15 protein-coding genes and 1 pseudogene are annotated in these 24,994 nt (G+C 66.8%); 10 read left to right on the top strand and 6 right to left on the bottom strand.

Annotated elements, in window-relative coordinates; genetic code table 11:
• Window positions 1–35 precede the first annotated feature (35 nt).
• The 4 genes and pseudogenes from thiD to EA472_RS06005 form a co-directional block, all read left to right on the top strand.
• A pseudogene (gene thiD / locus EA472_RS06020) lies at window positions 36–857 on the top strand (bifunctional hydroxymethylpyrimidine kinase/phosphomethylpyrimidine kinase); the annotation flags it as partial.
• Between the two features lie 59 nt (window positions 858–916).
• A complete protein-coding gene (locus tag EA472_RS06015; RefSeq protein WP_124190605.1) occupies window positions 917–1,246 on the top strand; it encodes a tRNA-binding protein in 330 nt (109 codons plus the stop codon).
• Window positions 1,247–1,420: 174 nt separating this feature from the next.
• The gene (locus tag EA472_RS06010; RefSeq protein WP_124190604.1) at window positions 1,421–2,857 is read left to right on the top strand and encodes an APC family permease; all 1,437 of its coding nucleotides are present in this window, start codon (window positions 1,421–1,423) and stop codon (window positions 2,855–2,857) included.
• Window positions 2,854–3,576, top strand: coding sequence for a universal stress protein (locus EA472_RS06005; protein ID WP_124190603.1), 723 nt, complete (start codon window positions 2,854–2,856; stop codon window positions 3,574–3,576). The genes EA472_RS06010 and EA472_RS06005 overlap by 4 nt, the downstream gene beginning before the upstream one ends.
• A gap of 72 nt (window positions 3,577–3,648) precedes the next feature.
• Here EA472_RS06005 and EA472_RS06000 read toward each other — a convergent pair whose 3' ends face one another.
• On the bottom strand, window positions 3,649–4,428 hold the full coding sequence (locus tag EA472_RS06000) for a universal stress protein (protein ID WP_124190602.1): 780 nt from the start codon (window positions 4,426–4,428) through the stop codon (window positions 3,649–3,651).
• Between the two features lie 287 nt (window positions 4,429–4,715).
• Between EA472_RS06000 and mutS the strand changes: the two genes are divergently transcribed.
• A complete protein-coding gene (mutS, locus tag EA472_RS05995) occupies window positions 4,716–7,490 on the top strand; it encodes a DNA mismatch repair protein MutS (protein WP_124190601.1) in 2,775 nt (924 codons plus the stop codon).
• Between the two features lie 240 nt (window positions 7,491–7,730).
• Here the strand turns inward: mutS and EA472_RS05985 are convergent, their stop codons facing one another.
• Complete coding sequence (locus tag EA472_RS05985; RefSeq protein ID WP_124190600.1) at window positions 7,731–8,597, bottom strand: M48 family metalloprotease; 867 nt, start codon at window positions 8,595–8,597, stop codon at window positions 7,731–7,733.
• Between the two features lie 166 nt (window positions 8,598–8,763).
• On the opposite strand from EA472_RS05985, the gene EA472_RS05980 reads away from it, so the two are divergent.
• Both EA472_RS05980 and mutL read left to right on the top strand, forming a co-directional pair.
• Window positions 8,764–9,654, top strand: coding sequence for a dihydrodipicolinate synthase family protein (locus EA472_RS05980; protein ID WP_124190599.1), 891 nt, complete (start codon window positions 8,764–8,766; stop codon window positions 9,652–9,654).
• Window positions 9,655–9,738: 84 nt separating this feature from the next.
• Entirely contained in the window at window positions 9,739–11,994 is a 2,256-nt protein-coding gene (gene mutL / locus EA472_RS05975; protein WP_124190598.1) for a DNA mismatch repair endonuclease MutL, read from the top strand.
• A gap of 134 nt (window positions 11,995–12,128) precedes the next feature.
• On the opposite strand, the gene EA472_RS05970 is transcribed toward mutL, so the two are convergent.
• The 4 genes from EA472_RS05970 to EA472_RS05955 all read right to left on the bottom strand — a co-directional run bounded on the left by EA472_RS05970 (window position 12,129) and on the right by EA472_RS05955 (window position 19,919).
• Window positions 12,129–14,615, bottom strand: coding sequence for a methyl-accepting chemotaxis protein (locus tag EA472_RS05970; RefSeq protein ID WP_124190597.1), 2,487 nt, complete (start codon window positions 14,613–14,615; stop codon window positions 12,129–12,131).
• A 2-nt stretch (window positions 14,616–14,617) separates the two neighbouring features.
• Window positions 14,618–15,904: an urea ABC transporter substrate-binding protein gene (locus EA472_RS05965; protein ID WP_124190596.1), complete on the bottom strand. Its 1,287-nt coding sequence runs from the start codon at window positions 15,902–15,904 to the stop codon at window positions 14,618–14,620.
• A 278-nt stretch (window positions 15,905–16,182) separates the two neighbouring features.
• On the bottom strand, window positions 16,183–17,865 hold the full coding sequence (locus EA472_RS05960) for a hydantoinase B/oxoprolinase family protein (RefSeq protein ID WP_124190595.1): 1,683 nt from the start codon (window positions 17,863–17,865) through the stop codon (window positions 16,183–16,185).
• Entirely contained in the window at window positions 17,862–19,919 is a 2,058-nt protein-coding gene (locus EA472_RS05955) for a hydantoinase/oxoprolinase family protein (protein WP_124190594.1), read from the bottom strand. Before EA472_RS05955 ends, EA472_RS05960 begins: the two co-directional genes overlap by 4 nt.
• Before the next feature lie 132 nt (window positions 19,920–20,051).
• Here EA472_RS05955 and EA472_RS05950 point away from each other — a divergent pair, with 132 nt between their 5' ends.
• The 3 genes from EA472_RS05950 (at window position 20,052) to EA472_RS05940 (ending at window position 24,824) form a co-directional block, all read left to right on the top strand.
• A complete protein-coding gene (locus EA472_RS05950) occupies window positions 20,052–21,431 on the top strand; it encodes an NUDIX domain-containing protein (RefSeq protein ID WP_124190593.1) in 1,380 nt (459 codons plus the stop codon).
• A gap of 614 nt (window positions 21,432–22,045) precedes the next feature.
• Window positions 22,046–22,987, top strand: coding sequence for an ABC transporter substrate-binding protein (locus tag EA472_RS05945; protein WP_165874832.1), 942 nt, complete (start codon window positions 22,046–22,048; stop codon window positions 22,985–22,987).
• 157 nt (window positions 22,988–23,144) lie between these two features.
• On the top strand, window positions 23,145–24,824 hold the full coding sequence (locus tag EA472_RS05940) for a thiamine pyrophosphate-binding protein (RefSeq protein ID WP_124190591.1): 1,680 nt from the start codon (window positions 23,145–23,147) through the stop codon (window positions 24,822–24,824).
• Window positions 24,825–24,994: the final 170 nt, after the last annotated feature.

Below are 24,994 nucleotides of genomic sequence, written 5' to 3'. Positions count from 1 at the left end.
TCACCACTTTGTATAACCGGAGAATAGACTCGAGTATGAAACGGCCAGCACCCGAATCGCGACCGGTCGCGTTGACGATCGCGGGGAGCGACTCCGGCGGCGGTGCCGGCATCCAGGCCGACCTCGCGACGATGGCCAGCCACGGCGTCTACGGCACGTCGGCGATCACGGCCGTCACCGCCCAGCACACCCGCGGCGTCGAGTCGTCGTTCGTCCTCCCGACCGCGGAGATCGACGCCCAGATCGACGCCGTCGTCGGCGACTTCGACGTCGGCGCGGCGAAGACGGGAATGCTCGCGACGACCGAGGTGGTCGAACTCGTCACCGAGCACGCTCGATCGTTCCCGTTCCCGCTCGTCGTCGACCCCGTGATGGTCGCCACCTCGGGCGACCGGCTGCTCGACGAACGCGCCGAACGCGCCTACGAGTCGCTGATCGCCGAGGCGACGCTCGTGACGCCGAACGCCGACGAGGCCGAAGTGCTGACCGGCGTCGCCGTCGACGACGTGGAACGTGCGCGCGAAGCGGGCGAGGCGCTCCTCGAGATGGGGGCCGACGCCGCGCTGGTCAAGGGCGGACACGTCCCCGGCGAGACGGTCCGGGACGTCCTCGTCCGCGCGGGAGATCCGGCGACGGGGGCGGGCGAGCCCGCCGTCACGACGTTCGAACACGAGCGCGTCGACACCGACGCGACCCACGGTTCTGGCTGTGCGCTCTCTGCCGCCGTCGCGGCGCGACTCGCGCGCGGCGAGGGGCTCGAGGCGGCGGTCGAGGGTGCGGTCGACTTCCTCGCTCGAGCGATCGAACGCCACTACGACGTCGGGCGGGGGCCGGGAGCGGTCAATCACTCCGTCGATCGGTAGCTGACGGGCCGTGATTCGGCCGATTTTTACGGACCGGGTGACTCACGGCGACCATGGTCGAAAACCCGTTCGACGCCGAGATTCGCGTCGGGGAGATCGTGAAAGCCGAGTCGTTCCCCGAGGCGAACAAGCCGAAGATGACCAAGCTGTGGATCGATCTCGGAGACGACCACGGAGAAATTCAGTCGGCCGGACAGCTGGATCACCACTACGATCCCGAGGAACTCGAGGGGCGACAGGTGCTGTGTGCGACGAACCTGGGATCGGTTCGGATCGCCGGGTTCAAATCGGAGGCGCTGACCGTCGGCGTCCCCGACGAAGACGAGTTTCCGGTGCTCGTCGAACCGGAGTCCGACGTGCCCCTCGGCGGACTGTTGTTCTGAGACGGCCTATTGTACGATTCACCAGTGGGTCCGCAGACGGGTCGCGCTCGCACGGCGATGACGTACGATGGTCCGTATGAGACGGCCAGCACACCGTCCGACGGGCCGGCTGGAGAACCGCTCGCGAGTCAGAAATAGCAGTAAAGCTATCCGTCCGGCGAGTGCACGGCCAGTATGGACGGCGATCCGCCACCGGCCCCGGGACCGTCGGCCGAAGGGACCAACGTCGAAGGGGAGTCACCGCAGATCGAGCCGACGATCGAGACCGAGGAGGCGACGATTACCGACGACGCCGAACTCGAGCGAACGCTCGGACTTTCTGGCGGCCTCGCCATCGGGATCGGGACGATGATCGGCGCGGGAATCTTCGTCTTCCCGGGACTGGCTGCGGGAAACGCCGGCCCGGCCGCGTCGGTCTCGTTCGCCATCGGTGCCGTCGTCGCGTTGCTGGTCGCGTTGCCGGCGTCGGAACTCGCGACGGCGATGCCGAAAAGCGGCGGCGGCTACTACTTCATCTCGCGCGGACTCGGAACGCTCGCCGGGACCGTCGTCGGTCTCTCGTTGTGGTTCGGGCTGGTGTTCGCCACGGCGTTTTACCTCGTCGGCTTCGGCTACTACGCCGTCGACACGCTGGCCGAACTGGGTATCGCGGTCGGGGCGGAACTGGTCGTCCCGATCGCGTTGCTGTTCGGCGTGGGCTTTACCGTGTTGAACGTCACGGGGACCGAAAACGCGGCGAAACTCCAGAACGGCGTCGTCGCGTTGTTGCTGTCGATACTGCTCGTGTTCCTCGGATACGGCGGGCTCGACGCCGTCGGGCTCCTGGGTGAGCCGACGGCTCCCGAACGGTTCGCCCCGGCAGGAATCTTCCCCGTGTTTACGACGGCGGCGCTCGTTTTCACCTCATATCTCGGCTTCGCACAGGTGGCGACCGTCGCCGGCGAGATGAGAGATCCCGGCCGAAACCTGCCGCTGGCGATGGTCGGATCGGTGGTCATCGTCGGCGTCCTCTACGTGGTGACGATCTTCGTCGCGACGAGCGCGTTCGGAAGCGAGCAACTCGAGCAGTTCGGCGAGACGGCGATGGTCGAAGTCGGTCGCCACTACCTCGGCCCGATCGGCGCGTTCGCGATCGTCTTCGGCGGCCTGCTCGCGACGATGTCCAGTGCCAACGCGTCGGTGCTCAGCACCTCTCGAGCCATCTACGCCGTCTCCCGTGACGCGCTCTTGCCCCGGCGCGCGAGCCGGATCAACCTCCGGTACGGCACGCCCCACGTCGCACTGGGGCTGGCCGGCGGGCCGATTCTGGTGTTGACGTGGACCGGGCGCGTGGAACTGCTCGCCGAGGTCGCGTCGTTCCTCCATCTCATCATGTACGGGCTGATCTGCGTGGCGCTCATCGCCTTACGTCGCGACGAACCGGAGTGGTACGACCCCGACTTTCGGGTTCCCGGCTATCCGGTCGTCCCGGCACTCGGTGCGCTCTGCAGCGTCGCTCTCATCGGGTTCATGCAACGCGCCTCGCTGTACGTCGGCGTCGGAATCATGCTCCTGACCGTCGGCTGGTACCTCTACTACGCCCGCGACGTCGATCTGAGAGGTGCATTATGACACGCATACTCGTTCCACTGGCGATACTCGAGGGAGAATCGGTCTCGGCCGGGCTCACGGAGCTGCTCGCGCCGATGGACGTAACCGTACTGGGCTATCACGTGTTGCCCGAACAGACGCCGCCGGACCAGGCGCGACTGCAGTACGAAGACCGCGCCACGGACGCACTCGAGGATCTCGCGACGGAGTTCGGGGCGGAAGACGGGACCGCCGACTACCGCCTTGTTTTCACGCACGATCGCAAGCAGACGTTCGATCGAGTCGCGGAAACGACGGACTCGGCAGTCTACGCAATTCCGGGAGCGACCGGTCCGATCGAGCGGCTCCTCGTCGCGTTGACAGGCGACGTCGCCGTCGAACGGATCGTCTCGTTCGTCGCGGAACTGATCGGGGACCGCGAGATCGGCGTCACGCTCTTTCTGGCGACCGACGAGGAAACCGCCGGTCGGGAACTGCTCGAGACGAGCGCTCGAGTGCTCTCCGGAGACGGCATCGCGGTTCGAACCGAACTCGCGATCGACGAGCCGCCGCTCGAGGCGCTCGTCGCCGCCGCCGTCGACCACGACGCCGTCGTCATGGGCGAACGTGCGCCGTCGCTCCGGACGCTCGTCTTCGGCGAGGAGGCCGAACGCGTCGCCGCCGAGTCGGTCGGTCCGGTACTCGTCGTTCGACGTCGCGACGAGGACGCTGATCGACCCTCGAGTACCGAGGAACGCTAGTCGACCCGCGAGTACCGAGGAACGCTGGTCGACAGATCTCCGCGAACCGCTCGCGCGTCGCCGGTCGCTAAATCAGGCGTCGTCGCGTTCGTCCTCACCGCCGGTCGATTCGTCCACGTCGGCGCGCTCGAGGTACTCCCCGCGGATGACCAGAACCGGATCGACGGTCTTCCTGGCGAGCGTCTTCGCCCGGTCCCGAAAGATGAACCGACGAATGGAGGGGCGACTCTCGCCGACCACGAGGAGGTCGTGCTCGCTCGCCGCCCTCAGGATCTCTCGCGTCGGCGAGCCGTCGACGCCGAGCGTCGTGTCGACTCGGTCGCGATCGACTCCGACTTCGATCAGTTCCTCGGCCGCGTCGTCGAGGAGTTCGCCACCACGTTTTCGGTCGTCTTCGTCGGAGACGACGTGGAAGAAGGTCACCTCCAGGTCGGTATCGGCCACGAGCGCGCCGAGTAACTGGGCGATGTACTCGAGGTTGACGTCGCTTCGGATCGCGACGAGGACCGACTCGAGAACGGGTGCGGGGTTGACCAGCAAGACGCCGTCGCATTCGGTCTCTACGGCGACGCGTTCGAACGTCTCGAGGCGGTCGTGCGTGAAGACGATTCGAGTGGAGACGTCGAGGCAGCCGGCGTCTTCGAACGTTCGCTGCACGTCGTCGAGTTCGCTCCGCACGCGCGCCTCGTACTGGTCACGCGCCTGGTCGGTGCCGGTCTGATCGGGAACCTCCCGATAGCCGAGCAGGACGACGGGAACCGACGCGAACGCGTCGACGACCGTCCGGGGAACGGACTCGCCACCGAGGACGTCGATCGGGATCAGTACGCGGTGGTCGCGAGGTGCAGCCATTGTGGGGGCTCGTTCCACGAGATAGGACGGCGGTCGTAATAGAACCCGGTACGAACGTCGCGATGAGTGTCACGGCTTCCGATACGTAGGGTGGGTCCAGACCGACGGCGGCTCGCCACGTTCAGACCGTCGGCCAGAACTATTTGACGATCGGTCGCTCTCCTGCGGCCGTCTCCGATGTCGACGGCCGCGAATTCGCGACCGACGTCTCACTGACTTCTGTCCGACAGTATCACTTCCACCGCGGATCCCGCAGGGTTTTTGCCGTGGCCCGCCAGTCACCGCACATGACCGAGGCGACGGGCATCGTCGGGGAGTTCCTCTCGCTCAAGGAAGACACCGACGCCGACTTGCTGGCGATGCAGTGTGGCGACTTCTACGAGTTCTTCGCGGACGACGCCGAAGTCGTCGCCGACGAACTGGACCTGAACGTCTCCCAGAAGTCCTCGCACGGCTCGTCGTACCCGATGGCGGGCGTCCCCGTCGACGACCTCACGCCCTACCTCAAGGCGCTCGTCGAACGCGGCTACCGCGTGGCCGTCGCCGACCAGTACGAGACCGACTCCGGCCACGCGCGAGAAGTCGTTCGCGTCGTCACGCCGGGCACGCTGCTCGAGACGACCGACGCGGACGCCCAGTACCTCGCCGCCGTCGTCTGCGACGCCGTCTCCTCGAGCGGCCGTGGGGACTCGAACGGGGCGGGATACGGGCTGGCGTTCGCGGACGTCACGACCGGACGCTTTCTCGTCGCCGACGCCGAGGACCTCGAGGCGGCGCTGACGGAACTGTACCGGTTCGATCCCGTCGAGGTGTTGCCGGGGCCGGACGTTCGATCGGACGACGACCTCCTGGCGGAGGTCCGGGAACGGGTGGATGCGGCGCTGACGTTGCACGAGACGGAAGCGTTCGCGCCGAAACGCGCCGACCACGCGGTCCGCGAGCAGTTCGGCCGCGAGACGGTCGACCGCCTCGGCGTCGGCGAGGCGACCCTCGCGGCAGCCGGCGCGGTTCTCTCGTACGTCGAGGAGACCGGCTCCGGCGTGCTCGCGTCGATGACGCGCATCCAGACCCACCACGACGACGACCACGTCACGCTCGACGCGACGACCCAGCGAAACCTCGAACTGACCGAAACGATGCACGGCGGCAGCGACGGCTCGCTGTTCGCGACGATCGATCACACCGAGACGAGCGCGGGTCGGCGACGGCTCAAGGAGTGGCTCTGTCGTCCCCGTCGGTCGCTCGAGACGCTGGAGCGCCGGCAGGCGTCGGTGGCCGCGCTTTCGTCGGCCGCGCTCGTCCGAGACGAACTCCGGGACGTCCTGGGCGATGCGTACGACCTCGAGCGGCTGGCCTCGAAGGCGAGCCACGGCAGCGCCGACGCGCGCGATCTGCGTTCGGTCGCCGAGACGCTCGCCGTCCTTCCGACGATCGCGAACGCGATCGAGTCCACGCCGGAACTCGCGGACTCGCCGCTCGCCGAGATCGTCGAGCGGCCGGACCGCGAGCGTGCCCGCGAGTTGCGCGAGACGCTCGAGGCGGCGATCGCCGAGGACCCGCCGTCGACGGTGACTCGGGGTGGCCTCTTCAGGCGCGGGTACGACGACGAACTCGACGAGGTGATCGAGCGCCACGAGGAACTAAAACGGTGGCTCGACGGCCTCGCGGAGCGCGAAAAGCGCCAGCACGGCCTCTCGCACGTGACCGTCGACCGGAACAAGACCGACGGCTACTACGTGCAGGTCGGCAAATCCGCGGCCGACGGCGTCCCCGACCACTACGAGCAGATCAAGACGCTGAAGAACTCGAAGCGCTTTACGACCGACGAACTCGAGGAGAAAGAACGCGCAATTCTCAGACTCGAGGAGCGACGCGGCGACCTCGAGTACGAACTGTTCGAAACGCTCCGCGAGGACGTGGCAGACCGGGCCGAGTTGCTCCAGGACGTCGGCCGCACGCTCGCGACGGTGGACGTCCTCGCGAGCCTGGCGACCCACGCCGCCGAGAACCGCTGGGTCGAGCCGACTCTTCGCGAGGACGACCGGCTCGAGATCGATCAGGGGCGACACCCGGTCGTCGAGCAGACGACGGAGTTCGTGCCCAACGACGTGGCGATGGACGGAGACCGGAGCTTCCTGGTCGTCACCGGGCCCAACATGTCCGGGAAGTCGACGTACATGCGACAGGTCGCCTGCATCGTCTTGCTCGCACAGATCGGCAGCTTCGTGCCGGCGAACGACGCGGAGATCAGTCTGGTCGACGGCATCTTCACCCGCGTCGGCGCGCTGGACGAACTCGCACAGGGGCGGTCGACGTTCATGGTCGAGATGAGCGAACTCTCGAACATCCTGCACGCGGCGACCGACGACTCGCTGGTGATCTTAGACGAGGTCGGCCGCGGCACCGCGACGTACGACGGCATCTCGATCGCCTGGGCGGCGACGGAGTACCTGCACAACGAGGTTGGGGCGAAGACGCTGTTTGCGACCCATTACCACGAACTGACCGGACTCGCCGAGAACCTCCCCCGCGTCGCCAACGTCCACGTCGCGGCCGACGAGCGAGACGGCGACGTCACCTTCCTCCGGACGATCCGGGACGGTCCGACCGACCGCTCCTACGGCATCCACGTGGCCGATCTGGCCGGCGTTCCCGAACCCGTCGTCGACCGCGCGAGGGACGTCCTCGCGCGCCTGCGCGAGGAGAAGGCGATCGAAGCCAGGGGCGGCTCGAGCGAACCCGTGCAGGCCGTCTTCGACCTCGAGAGCGGCACGATGCGGACGGCGGGTTCGGGCGGCGGAGCGACCGCGGACGACGGCGGACCAGCGGCGGGCGACGGCGTCGCGGGAACGACCAGCGACGGCACTGACGGCGCGCCGGCCACGACCGACGGCGGCAAGGCGAGCGGCGAGACCGAACTCGATTCCGGGATCCGCGAAATCGTCGACGAACTCGCGTCGATCGACGTCAACGAGACGCCGCCGGTCGAGCTACTGGCGACGGTCCAGGAGTGGCAGGAACGGCTAGATGACGAAGGGGCTAACGACGACCGGGATCGGTAGTGCCAGAACCGGTAGAACGCGCTCGCTCGAGAGAGCGCCGCGATGATGGCTGTCGAGTCCGCAAGCGGCGGCGAGACCGTTCAGTCGACGCGGTCCCAGACCGCCACATCCGGTTCGGGCTCCTAGCCCCGCGTCCACCACTGGGCCTCCCAGACCGACCAGTCGTGGGTCACGCGATCACCGCCGTGGTAGGTCTCGTCGGAACGCCAGGTGGGGTACGACGATCGAGATCGTCGTAGATTACCGGTCGGTGAACTGTTCTCGGAGTCGCTCGATCCGTCTGTGCGTCGGCGGATGCGTCGAGAACGGGCTCATCGAGTCGGTCGGGACGATACGGAACGCGTTGAATCCCGCCACGGACCGAAGGTCGGTCTCGGGAGCGGACGACTCCGCGTGGAGCGTCGCGAGCGCACTGGCGAGCGCGAACGGCTTTCCCGTGATCGCGACGGCCCCGCGGTCGGCGGCGTACTCGCGGTATCGCGAGAGCACGAGGGTCCCGGGGAGGCTCGCGAGGTAGACGGGAAGCCCGACGAACAGCAGGGTGAGGCCGATCCACAGCGGGATACCGAGCAGGAACGACGCGGGGGTGAACGTCCGCCTGGCCGTCGAGAGGGCGACGGCCGAGACGACCATCGGGAAGCCGGCGACGGTCATCACCGTCGAGTCCTCGTTTTTCAGGTGGGCGAGTTCGTGTGCGAGCACCGCCTCGAGTTCGTCCTCGGAAAGCGATCGTAGGAGTCCGGTCGTTACGCAGACGACCGTCCGGTTTCCCGTTCCCGCCGAGAGGGCGTTCGCTTCGTCGGCGGGGATGACGGCGATCGGCGGCCGCGGCAGATCCGCCTGCCGGGCCAACCGTTCGGTCGTCTCGTACAACAGGGGGTACTGGTCGCGGTCGATGGCGACCGCCCCTGTCGCCACGTAGGTGATCAGATCCGCTCGCGTGACGCTCGCGATCAACGCGACCGCGAGCGCGCCACAGATGAGCAGTGCGACCGCGGTCGGAACGGTCGAGAACGCGATCCACAGGAGTGCGGCGTATCCGACGAGGGTGAGTGCGAGTGCGAGGAGCATTCGACCCTGGAGGCGACGATCCGGGGACCAGTCCATACGACCCTTTCTCCGGGCGCGCCCTAATAGTTACTCAATTGACTCGTTTCCGGAGGCGCCTCGAGCCGATCGATGCAACTGCCCCCGACCCCGAGCGCCTCCGGAAAGCCCGTTTGGCGGGCGACGAGTAGGTACGTTTTTGGAACCGCCGGGAAACTACCCCGATATGAACCTTCGAGACGAACTTCGGGGTATTACGCCGCCGCTGGTTACGCCGTTCGAGGAGGATGGAACGACCGTCGACGAGGAGGCGTTCGGAACCCTTATCGAGTTCCTGGTCGAGCGCGGAGTCGACGGCCTGTTTCCCTGCGGAACGACGGGCGAGTTCGCCAGCCTGACGGCGGACGAACGCCGTCGCCTTCACGAACTGGCGGTCGAGTACGCAGACGGTTCGGTTCCGGTGCTCGCCGGCGCGGGTGCGACGACCGTCGAGGAGACGCTCGGTCACGTCGAGACGGCCGCCGCGGTCGGCGCCGACGCCGCGGTCGTCGTCCCGCCGTACTTCCACACGGCGAGCGATCCCGCCGGTAACATGCGCTTTTTCGAGGCCGTCGCCGACGAGTCGCCGCTGCCGCTGTTGCTGTACAACATCCCGTCCTGTACCGGTCGGCCGATCGGCCTCGAGACGGTCGAGTCGATCGCCGCCCGCGAGAACGTGATCGGGATGAAGGACTCGAGCGGCGACCTCCAGTACTTCCTGTCCGCGCTGCGGCGGACGCCGGACGACTTCCTCCTGCTCCAGGGGTTCGACACGCTGTTGTTGGCGTCGCTCCGGATGGGCGGCGACGGGGGGGTGAACGCTCTGTCGAACGTCGTGCCCGAACGCCATCTCGAACTGTTCGAGGCGGCCGACGAGGAACGCGGCCGGACGATCCAGAACGCGATCGCGCCGCTGTTCGAATCCTGTGCGGAGTACGGGTTCGCACCCTCGACGAAGGTCGCCCTCTCGAGTCGGGACGTCGTCTCGGCGGAGACGGTTCGGCCGCCGCTCGTTTCGGTTCCCGACGAGGGACGGGACGCGATCGATTCGCAACTCGACGAGCTACTCGAGGCCTGAGATCGGCCGCTCGTCCGGGAGCGCCCTGTTCGACCGCCTCGGCGCGTAACACCTATTGACGTCCGGCGGTAACGACAGCGCAGTATGACCGACGAGACGCCGGGCGGCACCGATATCCGCCAGCTCGACGACGACACCGTCGCGCGGATCGCGGCCGGCGAGGTCGTCGAACGACCCGCCAGCGCCGTCAAGGAACTCGTCGAGAACAGCCTCGACGCCGACGCCGAGAGCGTCGACGTCGCGGTCGAAGCGGGGGGGACCGAACTCGTTCGGGTGGCCGACGACGGCCGAGGCATGTCCGAGGCCGACCTGCGCGCCGCCGTCCGCCAGCACACGACGAGCAAGATCGAGAGCCTCGAGGACCTCGAGTCCGGCGTCGCGACCCTCGGCTTTCGCGGCGAAGCGCTCCACACGATCGGCTCCGTCTCGCGGACGACGATCCGGTCGCGCCCGCGGGCGGACTCGAGGGACTCGGGGACGGGGTCCGGAGGCGAAGCTGACGTCGGGACGGAACTCGTCTACGAGGGCGGCGAGGTGGTCTCCGTCGAGCCGACGGGCTGTCCCGAGGGGACGGTCGTCGAGGTCGAGGACCTCTTTTATAACACGCCCGCCCGCCGGAAGTTCCTGAAGACGACGGCGACCGAGTTCGCACACGTCAACCGCGTCGTCACCCGCTACGCGCTCGCCAACCCCGACGTCGCGGTCTCGCTCAGCCACGACGGCCGCGAGGTGTTCGCGACGACGGGACAGGGCGACCTCCAGGCCGCCGTACTGGCCGTCTACGGCCGCGAGGTCGCCTCGTCGATGATCCCCGTCGACGTCGACGAGCAGTTGCCGCCCGGTCCGCTCGAGTCCGTGACCGGAGTGGTCTCTCACCCGGAGACGAACCGCTCGAGTCGGGAGTACCTCGCGACGTACGTCAACGGTCGTGCGGTGACCGCCGACGCGATCCGGGAGGGAATCATGGGCGCGTACGGGACGCAACTCGGCGGCGATCGCTACCCCTTCGCCGTTCTCTTTCACGAGGTTCCCGGCGACGCGGTCGACGTCAACGTCCACCCGCGAAAGCGCGAGGTGCGCTTCGACGACGACGACGCGGTCCGCCGGCAGGTCGACGCCGCGGTGGAGTCGGCACTGCTCGAGCACGGACTGCTTCGCTCTCGCGCACCCCGCGGGCGGTCCGCTCCGGGCGAGACGGCGGTGCGACCGCAGGGCTCGCGGGATCGGGATCGCCGCTCGGGCGACGACGACGGAGAATCTGCGGCGAGGGCTGGCGACGCCGGGTCCGCGACGCCGACCGACGACGTCCGCCCTGGGGCGCCGCCGGACGAAATCGACTCCGAGACGTCGACGAACGGCGACTCGAGCGGATCGGTGCCGGCGGAGTCGTCCGCGGTCGCGGATTCGACGGCCGACGCGTCGTCGTCCCTCGAGCCCGACGCTGACTCCGAATCGGCCGCTGACGGACCGACGACCGGTTCCGAGGGCGATCCACCTCACTCGAGCGCTCGATCGGCCGAGGCGACGAAGGCGGACTCGACGGCGAGCGCGAGGGCAGAGACGTCGACCGGAACCGAGTCGAACTCCGAAGTCGTCAGCAAGGGGAATTCGACCGGCGAAGCCGATCACAGCGGTGGGATCGACGACCTCGACCCCGACCGAAAGTTCGCCTCGGCCACGGAGCAACGGACGCTCGAGGGCGAGCCGGTCGCGGACGAGCGCACCGAGTACGACTCGTTGCCGCCGCTTCGCGTGCTCGGCCAGCTCTCGGAGACGTACCTCGTCTGTGAGACGTCCGACGGGCTCGCGCTCGTCGACCAGCACGCCGCCGACGAGCGGGTGAACTACGAGCGATTGCGGACGGCGTTCGCCGAGGACCCGACCGCACAGGCGCTGGCCGAACCGGTCGAACTCGAGCTCACGGCCGGCGAAGCCGAGGCGTTCGAGGGCTACCGCGAGGCGCTCTCGCGGCTTGGCTTTTACGCCGATCGGATCGACGATCGGACGGTCGCGGTGACGACCGTTCCCGCGGTGCTCGAGGAGACGCTCGAGCCGACGCAGTTGCGGGACGTCCTCGCGTCGTTCGTCGACGGCGATCGCGAGACCGGCGGCGAGACGGTCGACGCGCTCGCCGACGAGTTCCTCGGCGACCTGGCCTGTTATCCGTCGCTGACCGGGAACACGTCGCTGACCGAAGGGTCCGTCGTCGACCTGCTCGCTTCCCTGGACGACTGCGAGAACCCGTATGCCTGCCCCCACGGTCGGCCGGTGATCGTCCAGTTCGACGCGCGCGAGATCGACGAGCGATTCGAGCGGGACTATCCCGGCCACGGCGGGTAGAACGTCGAACAGTTCGTATTCAACGGTGCGGTTCGCTCGACGACTCGAGTCACAGGTTCCACTCGCCGGCTTTTCCTCGGCCCGGCGAACGACTGTTTCCGTTCGGCGGAAAAATCGGCTCGCAGCGATCCGCTTCAGTCGTCGACGCTCGACTCGAAGTGGACGGCCTCGCCGCCGCCATCGACTTCGAACTGGTCCATCTCGTCTCGGAGCCGCTGGGACTGCTCGGAGAGCGACTGGATCCGATCTGCGATCTGAGAGACGGACGCCGTCTGCTCTTCGGCCGCGGCCGCGACGTTCTCGGCCTCGGCGTTGGTCTCCTCGCTGCTGTCGGTCGCGTCGTCGAGCATCGTCACGACCTGCTGGCTCGAGCCGGCCTGCTCGTCGGTCGCCTCGTTGATCGACTGCATCCCCTGGTTGGCGTCCGTGATCCTGTCGGCGATCTCGTCGATCGCCTCGAGTCCCTCCTCGACGCTGTCGACGCCCGAGGAGACGTCCTCGCGCATCTCGCGAATCTCCTCGACAGCGTCGTCCGCCGAGGACTGGACGCCGGTCACGAGGTCGTTGACCTCCCGCGTCGCGTCGGCGGTCTCCTCGGCGAGCGATTTGACCTCGTTGGCGACGACGGCGAAGCCGTCACCCTCCTCGCCGGCCGCGGCGGCCTCGATCGAGGCGTTGAGCGCGAGCAGGTTGGTCTGGTCGGCGATCTCGTCGATCATGTCGACGATCTCGCCGATCTCGCCGATCTCGTCGTCGAGGGTCTCGACCTGGTCGGTGATCGATTCCGCCCGGTCGTCGAGTCGTTCCATTTCGTCGAGCGCGTCCGTCGCGACGTCGCTCGCGTCGTCTGCGCGATCGGCGGCGCGATCGGAGACCGACGCCACCTCGTTGGAGGTCGACGCGATCTCCTCGACCGTCGCCGAGAGGTCGCTCATCTCGCCGAGCACCTCCCGGAACCGTTCGGTCTGTTCCGCGGTCGCCGCGGCGATCTGTTCGCCGGATCGGCTGACCTCCTCGCTGGCCTGATCGACCTCTTCGATGCTGGTCGAGACGTCCTGGCTAACCGCGTCGACCTCCTCCGCGAGCTGCTGGATGTCGAGGATGGTCGCCTCGAGTTCCGCCGCCATCTGGTCGAAGGAGTCCGCGATCTCGTTCATCGCCTCGCTGTCGAACGCGGTCCCGAGGCGCCGTGAGAAGTCGCCGTCGGCTGCGGCCGCCATCGTGTCGCCGATCTCGTCGGCCTCGCGCTCGAGCTGTTCGGCGAGCTGTTCGGCCTCCGTTTTGGCCTCCTCGGCTTCCTCTCGCGCCCGTTCGGCCTGGCGCTGTGAGGACTCGAGGTCGTCGATGAACGCCTGTAGGTCCGCCTGCATCGTATTCAGTCCCTCGCCGATGACGCCCGGCACCTCCCGCTCGAGCGCCTCGTCGTCGAAGTCCTGTCGGGCGATCGCGTCGGCCTGGGCGCCGATCGTCTCCAGGTACGACCTGATGTCGATGAACGCGTCCTGGAGGCGGCCGACCTCGTCGATGCGGTCGCTGGTTTCGATCTCGACGTCGAGTTCGCCGTCGGAGAGCGCCCGAGCGTCGTCGGTCAGCCGATCGAGCGAGTTCGCCGTCGATCGACCGATCGTCGCCCCGACGAAGACGAACCCGCCGAGGCTGATCGCGACGAGGATGACGAGCAGTTGCGTGATGTCCGAGTTGACCCCGTAGGCCGCCGACTCGGGCGTGTGAACGAGCAACGCCCAATTCGTTCCCTCGACGGGGGTGTACCCGAGCAACACGTCGTTTTCGGCCGGAAGGATGCCGACGTGTCCGCCGAGGCCCCGCTCGACCGCCCGCTGTTCGGTCTCCGAGACGGACGTGCCGATGACGTCGGCCTGTCGGTCGATCTGGACGACGCCGTCCTCGTTGACGACCTGCACTTCGCTCCCCTCGAACGCGGCGTCGAAGTTCAGCGCGCGCTCGTTGACGTTCGACACGAGGACGATGGCGTGGCTGCCGTCGACGGGTGCCGCAAACGCCAGCTGGGCCGTACCGCCGACGTCGCTGACGTCCGACATTACGACTCCGGAGGTGTCGCCGACCGGAATCGTCGCGTGGGTCTCGCCGTGGTTGTCGCGCCAGGTGTACCCGTGATCGGAGACGTCGTCGCCGGCGGACGCCTGATCCGTCGTTTCCTCGATCTCACCCGTGTCCGTATTCACGTAGTGGATGGCAGCGTACTCGCCCGGAAGCTCGTTGAGTCGCTGGTAGAGCAGCGACCGAATCTCGTCGGGATCGTCGCCCTCGAACGCCTCGTAGTCGGAGATCATCAGCGTCGTGTGTTCGGTCCGTTCGATCCACGACTGGAGTTCGTCGGCTTGCGTTGTGGCCGTTCGTTCGACTTCGGCGTCGGCCTGCGAGGTGAGGTTGTCGGCGGCCATCCCCTGTAAGACGAAGCCGGTGACGGCGATGATCGCGATCACCACGAGCACGACGGTGGCGAACTGTCGCAGATAGCTCTTGCGAATCGCGTCCGGCACCGACACCACGTTCCGTACCGCATCCGGCACCGATACCGCTTTCTTGACGGGATCCGGCACCGAAATCGCCTTCCTGATCGAATCGAGTTTCGACGTCATGATCACTGCACCTCCCGGTAGTACCACGTCGGCGTGTACTGTCGCGTCTCGGCGATCTCCCGGAGGTCACAGCCCACGGTGTCCGAGAGGAACGTCTCGTCGACCCGCTGGTCGTCGTGGAACTCGATCTCGTGGTTCGCGTCACAGCGTGCGATGCGCATGGTGTGGTTCATGTGGTGAGTCGCTCCGTCGACCTCGACGTCGCCCTGGGGTGCCTCGATCACCATTCCGGTCTCGAGTTGCTCGATGACCGCTTGCTGGTCGGTCGTGCCGGCCGCTTCGACCGCCTGCGCGTACAGGTGGGTCGAGAAGTAGTTGTTCTGGGCCTCCTGGGAGACGTACGCTGCGTCGGGGAAGGCGTCGTAGAACCGCTCGACGAACGCCTCGTTCCTGTCGGTCGGCAGCTCCTCCATGTAGTTGACCCCGGTGTACACGTTCGCGAACGTCGGCGGATCGAACTGCCGGTGTGCCCCGTCGCCGAGCATCAGCGGCGTTCCGATCGGAACGTCGTACTCGCGCTCGGCGTTCTGTGCGTAGAACGAAGCGTGAGCTCCTCCGACCAGATTCGAGACGACGACGTCCGGATCGGCCGTCTCGATCCGATCGAGCAGATCGCCGAACTCGTCCTGTGCGAGCGGAACGTACTCGCGTTCGATCACCTCTCCGCCGTTTTCTGCGGCGAGCACTCTGACCCAGTCGGTCGAAAGGTGTCCGTAGTTGTAGTCCGCCGCGATCGAGTAGATCCGACCGCCGTACTCCTCGATGAGGTACGGGACGATGATCCCGAGCTGTTGTCTCGCCGTCGCGCCGGGCAAAAACGTGTACCGATCGCAGACGCCGCCCTCGTACAGCGTCGTGTAAAAGTACAGCTGCTCGTAATCGTTTACCAGCGGCCGAATCGCCTCACGGGCCGAACTCGCGTATCCGGCCCAGAGGGCGTCGATGTTCCCGTCCCGAAGCAGGTCCTGCGTCAGTCGCTGGTACCGGTTGTCGTCGGACTCCGGATCCGGATCGACGAGTTTGATTTCGCGCCCGAGAATTCCGCCGTCGTCGTTCAGTTCGTCGATCGCGAGACGACTCGCCTGCCACTTCGGCGTGCCCGACGCTTCGAACGCACCCGATCGGTCCTCGAGTACGGCTATCGTAACGGGCTCGGATTCGCCGGCCGCACGGCCGACCACGTCGGTACAGCCGGCCACCGTCGCGCCGAGGCCGGCGCCCCCCGTCGCGAGAACCGCCCGCCGCGACACCACGTCGGTCGTCACCACCTCTGAATCACTCCGTGACATGTCGTAGGTTATATAAAAGCTATTACAAAAGCACTTGGGCCGATATCGCGTGAATTGTTTGAGCTAAAACATCTCCAGAACATCTCTTAATATGGTTTTTGGCCGCTGAAACGTCTATGTGGCTGAAAATAGTGTATTAATAATACTGATGCTGATACATCGTATCTCTCTATACAATCAATTTATTAATCGAGTACTATCAAAATTTTGCTAGCACGTGTCGGTCGCCGTATCGCCCACTTTCGAGCCGCCGTCGAACCGGCGTGTCGACCGACGACTCAGTCGTCCTCCGCCGAATCCGCTCTTTCGACCGTCGACGAATCGCGGTCGCTCGGAGAGCCGTGTCCGCCGCCGCCCGGCGTTCGAACCGTCACCGTCGTCCCCGCCTCGACGTCGACGGTCGTCTTCGCAGGGACGACCTCGCCGTCGATCAGGTTCTCGCCGGGCGCTCCGTCCTCGCCGCCCGCGATCCCCTTCGGGCCGTACCGGCGTCGCTCGGTGAGCAGCGACACCGTCGCGTCGGTTTCGACGGTGACCGCACGCACGAGACCGTGTCCGCCCCGGTACTCACCGCGACCGCCGCTGTCGGGACGGAGCGCGTATCGTTCGACCCGGAGCGGATACTCGGTCTCGAGCGACTCGATCGGGGTGTTGAGCGTGTTCGTCATGCCGACGTGAACGCCGTCCATCCCGTCGCGGTCGGCCCGCGCGCCGAAGCCGCCGCCGATCGTCTCGTAGTAGGTGACGGAGCCGTCGCGTGCGCCGATCGTGAGGTTGTTCATCGTTCCCTGTCCCTGTGCGGGAACGCGACCGGGAACGGCCTCGGCGAGCGCGGCGAAGACGACGTCCGTCACGCGCTGGCTGGTCTCGACGTTCCCCCCGACGACCGCCGCGGGCGGCTCCGGGTTGAGGAGGCAACCGGCGGGCGCGCGGACCGAGACTGGCTCGTAACAGCCGTGATTCGGCGGGATTTCGGGGTCGGTGAGACACCGAACGACGAAGTAGACCGCACTCTGTGCAACCGCGAGCGGCGCGTTGAGATTCCCCTGAAGCTGCGGAGCCGTCCCGTCGAAGTCGACGTCGATCGTCGTTTCGTCGACGGTCACGGCGACCGCGATCCGAATGTCCTCGTCGATCACGCCGTCGCCCTCGAGGACGTCCGTCGCCTCGTAGGTGCCGTCCGGCAGCGCCGCGATCTCGCGTTCGATCCGCTCGCGGGAGTACTCGATAACCGCGTCGAACCCCCTCGTGACTGTCTCGCGACCGTGTTCGTCGAACAGGGCGGCGAGTCGTCGTTCGGCTCGCTCGTTCGCGGCGAGTTGCGCCCGCAGGTCCGCGCGTCGCTCCCGCGGATTGCGAACGTTCGCGAGCACCAGCGACCGGATCTCCTCGCGGACCGTTCCGTCGACGACCAGCCGGGTCGGCGGGAGTCGCAGTCCCTCCTGGTAGATCTCGCGCGAGCCGGCGGGCATGCTGCCCGGCACCATTCCGCCCACGTCCGCGTGGTGCGCTCGAGAGACGGCGTAGCCGACGATCTCGTCGTCACGGTCTGCAGCGGCGTCGCCGGCCGACGGAGCCAGCGCCGAGACCATCGTCACGTCCGGCAGGTGGGTCCCGCCCGCGAAGGGATCGTTGAGGACGAAGACGTCACCAGGTCGGGGGTCGCGCTCGCGGACCGCCTCGACGGCGGCGGGCATCGCGCCCAGGTGGACCGGAATGTGTTCGGCCTGGGCGATCATCCGTCCCTCGGCGTCGAACAGCGCCGTCGAGCAGTCCCGCCGCTCTTTGATGTTCGGGGAGTACGCCCCCCGGATCAGCGTGGTTCCCATCTCCTCGGCGACGCTCTCGAGCTGATTGCGAAGCACCTCGAGCGTCACCGGGTCGAGTTCGACGGTCGTGCTATCCTCGTCGGACGTCGCGCCCTCGACCGGTCCGTCGTCCCGGTCGTCGTTTCGCGTCATCGGTCGTCCACCTCCGTCGGCCGCATCTCGAGTGCGCCGTCCGCGCCGATCTCGCCCGTCCACCGCGGCGGCACGACCGCCGTGCTCTCGGCTTGCTCGAGGATCGCCGGCCCCGAGAGCGTCGCTCCGGTCTCGAGGCGATCGCGGTCGTAGACGGTCGTCTGCCACGCGCCGGTCTCGGAGAAGTGGACCTGTCGGGTTCCCGCCATCGCGCCGCCGTCTCCGTCGTGGCGAACGGCCGGATCGCCGCCCGGAACCGTCGCGGTCGCGCGCAGGTTGACCACCTCGATCGACTCGTCCATGGTGTAGCCGTACGCTCGCTCGTGAGCGTCGTGAAACCGCCTCGCGATCGTTCGGCGATCGAACGCGTCGTCGACCGACACGGTCAACTCGAAGCTCTGGCCGCCGTAGCGACAGTCGGCCGCCCGCTCGAGACGGGCCCGATCGGGATCGGACGCCGCCGCGAGCACGTCGTCGATCAGCTCCTCGTAGACGCCCTCGAGGTCGTCGACGTCGGCCGACGCGAGTTCGACGCCGACGGTCCGAACGGCGTCGTAGCTCTCGTCGGCCGCGAGCAGGCCGAACGCCGAGAGGACGCCGCCGGGCCGCGGGACGACGACGCGGTCGATCTCGAGCGCCTCGGCGAGCGCCGCCGCGTGCATCGGCCCCGCGCCGCCGAAGGCCACGAGCGCGAACTCGCGGGGATCGTGGCCGCGCTCGACCGTCACCGACCGGATCGCTCGCGTCATCGTCGCGTTCGCGACGCGGTAGACGCCGTGAGCCGCCTCGAGCGGTCCCTCGAGGCCGGCGTCGTCGGCCAGTTCGGCCATCGCGTCGCGGGCCGCCTCGACCTCGAGCGTCATCTCGCCGCCGAGGGCGGTCTCCGGCCCGATGTAGCCGAGAACGACGTTCGCGTCGGTGACTGTCGGCTCCGTGCCGCCCCGGTCGTAGCAGGCCGGGCCCGGATCGGCACCGGCCGAATGCGGCCCGACGCGCAACGCGCCGCCGCCGTCGACCCAGGCGACCGAGCCCCCGCCCGCGCCGACGGTGTTCACGTCGACCATCGGCGTCCGGATCGGCAGTCCGTCGATTTCGGCGTCGGTCGTCCGCTCGGCCCGCCCGTCGCGAACGAGACTCACGTCGCTCGAGGTGCCGCCCATGTCGAACGTGACCAGCCCCTCGACCGTCGCGTCGTCGACGGTCGCCGCCGCGCCGACGACGCCGGCGGCGGGACCCGAAAGCGTCGTCGTCACCGCGTGAGTCCGAACCGTTTCGGGATCGGCGACGCCGCCGTTGGCCTGCATGATCCGCGGCTCCGGAAGGCCGTCGTCCGCGGCCGCCTCGACGAGTCGACCGAGGTAGTCGTCGATCGCCGGCCGGACGTAGGCGTCGACGGTCGTCGTCGACGTTCGCTCGAACTCACGAAACTCCGCGAGCACCTCGTGAGAGGCAGACACCGGCACCGAGACCTCCTTGCGGAGCGTCTCCGCGACGATACGCTCGTTCTCGGGATCGGCGTAGGAGTGAAGCAGACAGACGGCGACTGCCTCGACGTCGCGCTCGCGGATCGTCGCCGCGAGCGCGCGCACGTCTTCGGGATCGACCCCCCGCTCGACGCCCGCCGGCGTCGTCCGCTCGTCGACCTCGAAGCGCCGCTCCCGCGGCACCAGCGGTTCCGGTTTTTCCGCCTCGAGGTCGTACAGGCTCGGCCGATCTTGACGACCGATCTCGAGGACGTCGCGAAAGCCGGCCGTGGTGACCAGCGCGGTGTTCGCTCCGCCGCGCTCGAGCAGCGCGTTGACCGAGACGGTCGTGGCGTGAGCGAAGTCGTCGACCTCGCTGGGCTCGACGCCGGCGTCGTCGCAGGCCTTTCGGATTCCCTCGAGGACGCCGACGTGCTGGTCGGCTGTGGTCGCCACCTTCGCGGTGACGAGCCGGTCCTCGAGCGAGAGCGCCACGTCGGTGAAGGTCCCGCCGACGTCGACGCCGATCCGGACGTCGTCGCCGGCTTCGAGCGCTGTCACATCGTCGCCGGTCAGTTCCTCACGTACCATCGATACGTTCGCTTTCGAGTCGAGGGGCTTAAATCGTGCATGTCGTCGCCCGGAAATTACCGACTGCTCCACACCACGCCCGTCCGTCGTCGTCCCGAAAGCGATTCCTCGCGAGCCGTCGTCGGCTCAGGTATGAACGATTCGACGGACGGAGACGACGCGGGGGCGAGCCACGTCGTCACGGCCTTCCTGCGAAACGGTGCGGAGGTGTTGCTCCTGCGACGAAGCGATGTCGTCGGCACGTACGCCGGCCAGTGGGGCGGCGTCTCCGGTTTCGCGGAGGGACGGCCCGACGAACAGGTCCGGACTGAGATTCGCGAGGAGACCGGACTCGCCGACGGGGTCGCGTTCGTCCGGTCGGGACGGCCGGTCACGTTCGAAGACGACGAGCTCGGACGGGAGTGGATCGTCCACCCGTTCCTGTTCGAGTGCGACTCGCGCGCGGTCGAACTGAGCGACGAACACGACGAGTGCGAGTGGGTCCATCCGACCGCGATCGTCGATTCGACCGACGATCGGACGACCGTTCCGCGTCTCTGGACGGCCTACGAGCGCGTCGCGCCGACCGTCCGCACCATCGCAGCCGACGACGAACGCGGCGCGGCGGCGCTGTCGATCCGGGCGCTCGAGGTCCTTCGCGATCGGGCGGGGGTGCTCCTTGCGGAGCGAGCGGAACTCGGCGTTGACCCGGCGGGCGAGTGGGACGAACTCGCCGAACTCGCCGGCCGCCTGCTCGAAGCACGCCCCTCGATGGCCGTCCTTCGAAACCGGGTCAACCGGACGATGGCCGACGCGACGGATCGAAACGCGGACGAAACGGACGCGAACGACGCGGCCGACGCGGCGGCGACCGCCGCCCCCGCCGACGCTGCCGACGTCCTCGCGTCGGCTCTCTCGGGGATCGAACGCGCGCTCGCGGCCGACGACGACGCGGCGGCGGCCGCCGGCGACCGCCTCGAGGGGAGCGTTCTGACGCTCTCGCGATCGGGAACCGTTCGCTCGGCCCTCCGGGCGGGCGAGCCGTCCCGGATCTTCGTCGCCGAATCCCGGCCCGCAGGGGAAGGGACCGCGGTCGCCGAGTCGTTCGCTGACGACGACGGAATCGGCTGTCCGGTGACGCTCCACGCCGACGCCGCGGCGGCGCACGTCCTCGCGACCGCGGACGTCGACCGCGTCGTCGTCGGCGCGGACACCGTCCTGCCGGACGGGAGCGTGGTGAACAAGACCGGAACCAGGGGCGTGGCCGTCGCCGCCGCGCGCGAGGGCGTCCCGGTGACGGTCGTCGCCGCGACCGACAAGCTCTCGACGCGGGACGCGGTGAACCTCGAGTCGGGCGATCGATCGGCGATCTACGACGGCGACGCCGCGATCGACGTCGCCAACCCGACGTTCGACGTCACGCCCGCCGACTGCGTCACCGAACTCGTCACGGAACGTGGCGCACTCGAGACCGACGACGTGACCGCCGTCGTCGACGAGTTGCGCGAACTCGAGGGCTGGCGAGATCGGTGACCGGCTGGTTCGGCGCCGTCGCCGGATTCGTCCGCACGACCGGCTCGAGTCTCCGCCGTCCGACGGCGCGGCCCTTCCGCCGATGCGTCGCGCCCTCGAGCGGGGAAGCGACAGACCGAAACCCCTCCGTCGACTACGATCCGTCGGCGGCCGTGACGAAAAGTTACCCCCTCCGAGCCCCTTGTGACGAGGGATTTTCCCCGAGCCGCCGTCTCGATTGTTCCGGTCAGCGATTACGCTATCGCGTAGCGGATCCGTCCGCCGTTTCGACGGCGACCGTCGCCTCGAGGAGGGAGCAAAATCCGTCTGAGAAGCTGACCTTCTACGATACAAACGAACATTTGTCAAATATCGAACTCGATCTCCCTTCTTCGTACCGTCCCGTTTCGTCGAAGCAGAAGAAGTGTGTTTTACTTGACTGAATGGGAAGTGGTTGGACTATCAACACACAAATTCAGCTCTGGTCTAATTTCAGAGGCTGAGGTGGGAAAGCACACCATACTTATAACTATATCAATCATGACTTTCCACCTATGCCAACCAATCGGCGACAGTTCGTGAAGCGAACCGCACTCGGTGGAACTGTTGGTATCTCTAGTGTTATTGCTGGCTGTATGGGTGGTGATGACGATACGGAACTACAGGTAGGTATCGTCGATCCTCTCACGGAGCCGGTTTCGTTGTTCGAAATCGACGAGATCGCGGATGCGGTGGGCGAAAACATGGGGTCAGAGTACGACCTGACCGTCAACGCGGCGGAAGGATCGCCTCAGGTGATCAACCAGCTTTCGGCCGGCGAGTTGCAGATCGGAAACGTCGCCTACGCGAGCTTTCCCCAGTCGATCTCGCAGGAAGCGGTTCCCGGCGGGCTAACCGGAATCGTAACGGAGGCGCGCGACGCGCACCCGGACTATAAGCCGTGGGAGATACTCACGCTCGAAGATTCGGACATCTCCGAACCCGAGGATCTAGAGGGGGCCGAGTTCGGCGTTAACGCGGTCGGGACCGGCGTTCACGCGATCTGTGAACTGGGCCTCGAGGAGTTCGGTCTGGACCCGGACGAAGACGTCGAGTGGGTGGAAATCGAGTTCCCCGCGATCGGTTCGGCCCTTCGGGACGGTCGGATCGACGCGGGAATATTCGTCCCGATTTTCGCACACGCAGAAGAGGCGGAAGGCGGCGTCGAACTCGTGTTCGATTCGACGGACGTCTGGGACGAGCAGTACGATTTCACGTTCCTCGCCGCGCGAAACGAGTTCCTGGACGGTAACGAAGACGTCGTGGAGTACTTCCTGGAAGACTACGTCAACCTCCTCGAGTACATTTACGACGACGACAATCGTGACGATGTCGTCTCGCTGGTGAGCGAGGAGTTCGACATCCCTGAGGACCTGCTCGACCTGTACTACCTCACCGAGGAGGACTTTTACCGGCCACAGGACGGACGACTCGACATCCCGCGATTGCAAGAGGTCGTCGACCGGCTGGTCGAATCCGAGTTCATCGACGAGGGAATCACCGTCGACGACCACGTTACGAACGAGTACCTGCCGTGAACGTGACGAACTGACGACGTCACCGGATCGACCTCGACAGGCACTGATCGAAACTGCACGCGGTATACTGCGTTATGACACTTCGAACTCACAAACCCGACCGAAACACCCGCGCTCGAATCGAACTCGTCGCCCCATCCGGACGTGGTGATATTCGATGAAGGCGCACGAGGGAATCGTCGAACTGTTCGAAAACGAAGGCGTCGACACCGTCTTTTCCCTCGCCTCGGAGGAGATCATTCCGATCCTCTCCGAAATCCAGGACAACCGGGGGGACGGGATTCGCGTCGTTCACTGCCGGCACGAACAGGGTGCCGCCGCCATGGCCGACGGCTATTCTCGAGCCGACGACGGCATCGGCGTCTGTATCGTCGGTCGTGGTCCGGCGATCGCCCAGACGGGCACGGCGTTACAGGGGGCCAACAATTACGGCTCCGACGTGCTGTATCTGGTCCCCGAGACTCGTCTCACCGCGACCCACGACGGAAAGGGGTTTCAACAGGAGGCGTTTCTACGATCGATGGCTGGTGAGGTCGAGTCGATCAGATCTCCCGACGTGCTCCTTTCGGCGCTAGCGGACGTGTTTCGGCGCATCCGGGCCGGCGACGGTCCGATCGCCGTCCAGGTACCGATCGACGTCCTTGAGAGCGACCTCTCGGAGACGTCCATCCTGGAGGAGTACGCCACGCCTGGGACCGGACGTCAGGACGCACGGACCCATCCCGACGAGACGAAACTCGAGGAGGCTCTCGACGCGTACCTCGACTCGGACGCGACGAAAGCGCCGATCATCGTCGCCGGACGGGGAGCCGTTCGCGCCAACGCGAAAGCCGAGATCGAACAACTGGCGGAACGGATGAACGCCTACCTGGTAACCACCCTTCAGGCCAATGGCTACTTCTCCGACCATCCCTACTCGCTCGGGTTTGCGGGCGATCTCGGAACCGGACTCGCGAACGAGTACCTGAGCGAAACCGGCTTCGTGCTCGCGCTCGGGTGCAGTTTGAATCACCACACGGTCGACAAGGGCCACCTCCTTTCGGAGGACGCGAACGTCGTCCACGTGGATACCGAACCGACCAACATCGGCCGCTACACCGACGTTGACGTGGGGATCGTCGGTGACGCGAAGATAACGGCCGAGGCATTCCGCGAGCAACTCGAGAGCTTCGGAATCGATCGTTCGGGGGAGTTCTGGACCGACCGGGTTCGACGGCGTATCGAGGACAGCTCGCCCACGACGGATCGGGCGTTCGAAGACCGACCCGGAACCGTCGATCCACGCGAGTTGATCGGGGCGCTCGACGACGCGTTGCCGGACGACCGGCTCGTGTACTCTGACGTTGGCCACTTCTGCGGGTGGGTCTTCGATGGTTTGACGATCGATCCGACGGATCGACTGACGTGGTTGGTCGATTTCCTCGCGCTCGGACAGGGACTTCCGGTCGGGATCGGCGCCGCACTCGCCGAGGACGACCGAACGTGCATCGTCTTCTGCGGTGACGGCGGGCTGATGATGTCCCTCCCGGAACTGGATACGGCGGCTCGACACGACGTCCCGATGATCGTCGTGGTGATGAACGACGACGCGCTCGGGGCCGAGTATCACATGGGGAAAACGCGCGGCTACTCCGGTTCGGTCGGAAAGATTCGGGCGCCAGACTTCGAGGAGCTCGCGATCGACATGGGCGCCGAGGCACACACCGTTCGTTCGGTGGACGACGTCGAAGCGATCGAAGCGGAACTAACCGCGGAGTTGAATGGACCCGTTGTCGTCGATTGCAGGGTGAATCCGGAGGTTCGCCACCGAACGATGGGCGAGATGTCGATCGACTAGGCCCGCGGTGTGCTCGTCAGCTATCACCGGACTACCGAAGCGGCACGCGAGTTCGCTCGTCACAGGACCGGCGCGTCGTACGATAATAAAACAAGAGTAGGTTCAATTAACCTTTCAAGTCGCCCCGGTCCTCAAAATCCCGCCGGAAGATAAATACATTATTATGGAAC

Origin of the sequence: Natrarchaeobius oligotrophus, assembly GCF_003841465.1 — an archaeon.
In the GTDB taxonomy this organism is placed as follows: Archaea; Halobacteriota; Halobacteria; order Halobacteriales; family Natrialbaceae; genus Natrarchaeobius; species Natrarchaeobius oligotrophus.
This window is presented reverse-complemented; position numbering and strand designations above follow the sequence as displayed.